We start from the raw sequence: 3,095 nt of genomic DNA on the forward strand, positions 1-3,095 counted from the left end.
AAGGTTAACCCTTCCACAAACAGTCCATCATGCATCCCCTCCATCATTAAGATGAATACATCCACCAGCAATCCTAGTGCTATTACCATCCCATATAAGATCATATTGTTGAGGGTGTACCCACCAATCCAGAGCAGAAATATAGCTCCGAGAAAGGTTAAAGGAATCGATAACCCAGCAATCATTGCTTCTCGCCAGGTCAGGGCAATGAACAAGATGATAAAAACACCAATCACGGCCTGAAGCACATTACTGATCAGGCTATTCTGCTCATCGTGAATCTCTTCGTCCTGCCTGTAGGTAATCCGATAATCCATCCCAAAAGGCCAGACATTGAGGTCTTGCTTAAGAGATTCCAGTTCTTCTAAGGTTTTTTCGATTACCTTAATCGAGTCAGACCCTGGTACTTTCACTACATCCATGCTGACGGTGGGTTCAAACTCAGAACCCTGCCAACTAATGAAAGCACGAGTCTTTTCCCTTTCCAAATCCCGACGTACTAAGGCAACTTCATCGAGGCGCACTACCCTACCATTAGTACCACCCAAACGAGTGATAGGCAAGCTACGTAAATCTTCCAAGGTACGAAACCTACCGTACAATCGCACCTGAGCCCCAATCTGTTCGTTTTCAATCTGGTCCCAGGGCATATCCTGGTTAGCAACTCTGAGGCGGTCACTTACTGTGGTTGGGGAAATCCCCAAAGCAATCATGCGGCTGGGGATAAGTTGGACATTGATAACTTCTTTCCGTTGTCCTGCTAAATTAACCTCCCGTACATCCGAGACTTTTTCTAGTCTTTCTTGAATATCTTCCGCCGCCCGACTGAACACCGCCGGATCGAGATTACCATATAAAGCAATCGAGAAAATCGGGACATCTTGGGCAGAGATTTGCTCTATATTTGGTTGCTCAGCCTCTGAATTAATCTCTGGTTCAGCATCATCAACTTTTTGCCGCAGCAGTGCCATCGACTCCTGAACATTGGCATTAGCTTGGAATTCCACTGATATCTGCGAGAAACCGTTGAAAGAAGCACTCTCAACTTTCTTCAATCCCTTTAGGGATTTGAGTTCTTTTTCAATTTTATCGGTGACTTGAGTTTCTATGGTTTCTGGGTCAGCCCCTGGCCAAGTAGTAGTCACTATCGCCATCGGAATTTCCACATCTGGATCGGCTTCTTTGACCATCGACTGATAACCCATCAACCCACCAAAGGTTAGCAAAACGATCAAGAGAATACCAAATACTGTTTTCAGGAAAAAGAATTTAGCTAAACCTGAGGCCCGGTTAACATCAGGCACATCATGCCCATTATGCCCATTATGATGTAATTTATCCTGTAAAACCTCAGGTTTAGAGTTGGAGGAAACCAGCTTACTACTCATCAATTACCTACCAAAGGAAAACGTTATCTGACCAATTACGGCTCTACCGTAACTGTTATGCTAAATAAACAGTCTGTAATAGGGAACAGGGAACAGCGATGCAGCGCGGTCTTGGGGGTTTCCCCCGGAGACAAAACCTTAGATAGTGGAGCCTTTATAGTTAGCAGGTTATGCAGAAAAGGGTTAAATATTTTTTAATAAGGCTCCACTATCTTACGGTAAATTCAAACCATGAGCGACTGCATCAAGACGGGAACAGGGAAAAGTGGGAAGAGGCTGTATTCAGTAATTTTTGTTAGTTGAATAGCCTAATTTTCCTTGTGTATAAAGCTTTCTGATTTTTTTGACTGGAACTTTAGCATAAAAGGTACTGAAAAACTCCAATTACCAACTTACAAAATTCCTATACGGAGTTTAAATGAATTGTGATAATTTTTGATGCCATATTCCCTACTCCCTACTCCCTACTCCCTACTCCCTGTTCCCTGTTCCCTTTGCTATAGTTAATCACTTCAACTGGTGTGCCATCAACTAAGCGATTTAGTCCTTCTGTGACCACTAAGTCGCCAAGTTCAACACCACTTGTAATTTCTTGCAGAGAAATCCCCTGAATACCCTCTGTTACCGGACGCAGTTTGACGACGTTTTCTTGTTGATTTACAACAAATACATAGGGTTTCTGGTCTCGGTAGACAATTGCATTAAGAGGAACACTTAGGGCTGTGGGGTTTTCTTCCACAGCAATCCAAACAGAAACTCGCTCTCGATCCAGTACATTCTTACTTCCTTGGTACAGGCGGATGGTCACGTGTACAGAACGCTCACCAGGGTTAACCGAAGGACTGACTGAAAAAATTGCGCCTCGGGCTTTAGCAAGGCGAAACAATTCCTGTTGGGTGATGCCTCTAGTAGAGGCAGTACTCATGTCTTGATCTAACACCACATAAGCTGATTGACCCGGTTGCACCAATGGGCCATAAAAGGTGGGTAGTTCCACATCGACTTCATAAGCGCTAGGGTCATTGACAATGATAGGCACTGAATCGACTACAGTCTGATAATTACTAGTGTTTACACTGTTTAAAATTTGGGTTGTCCAGAAGTCTCCCTCTCGGATATTAAGGTGGGCTACAATTCCATCAAAAGGTGCTACAATTTCCGTATCTTCTAAACTAATAGTAGAGCGAGTTTGCCCAGCCTTGGCTGAAGCAATCTGGGCAACAGTAGCAGTTAATTGTGACTGGGCAGATGCTAACTGACTTTCAGCCGCTTTGACATTGCTCTTGGCAGCATTAACTTGAGCTTGTGCTGCTCTGACTTGGGATTGAGCATCCTCGGCTCTATTTCTGTAGACATCAACATCACTTTCTGAGATTACACCGGAATCGAACAGTTCTTGACGGCGTTTGAATTCAGATATCGCTAAATCAAAATCATTTTTTGCTGCTTCAAACTGGGCTTGGGCGCTGATTACTTGTGCTTTGGTTTGTTCTACATTTGCTTGAGCTTGAGACAAGTTAGCCTGTGCTGTTACCCTTTGGGTCTGAGCTTCAGCAGTTTGGGCTTCAGCTTGTGCCAGCTCTGCTCGCAGTCTGCGGTCATCTAATTTTGCTAGTAATTCACCCTTTTTGACAAAATCTCCCTCTCGCAGATCCCGTCCATTAACTTTTTTGAGATAGGTGATAGTTCCTGAGGTTTGGAAGGTCA

General features: G+C 43.9%; 2 protein-coding genes. Both read right to left on the reverse strand.

Annotated elements, in window-relative coordinates; all coding sequences use genetic code 11:
• Positions 1 to 1,388: efflux RND transporter permease subunit (locus F6K49_RS38580; RefSeq protein ID WP_293105721.1), on the reverse strand; the 1,388-nt coding region annotated here is incomplete at its 3' end.
• A gap of 457 nt (positions 1,389 to 1,845) precedes the next feature.
• A partial coding sequence (locus tag F6K49_RS38585; RefSeq protein WP_293105723.1) for a biotin/lipoyl-binding protein occupies positions 1,846 to 3,095 on the reverse strand: 1,250 nt, incomplete at its 5' end.

It is taken from the genome of Moorena sp. SIO3I6, from assembly GCF_010672095.1.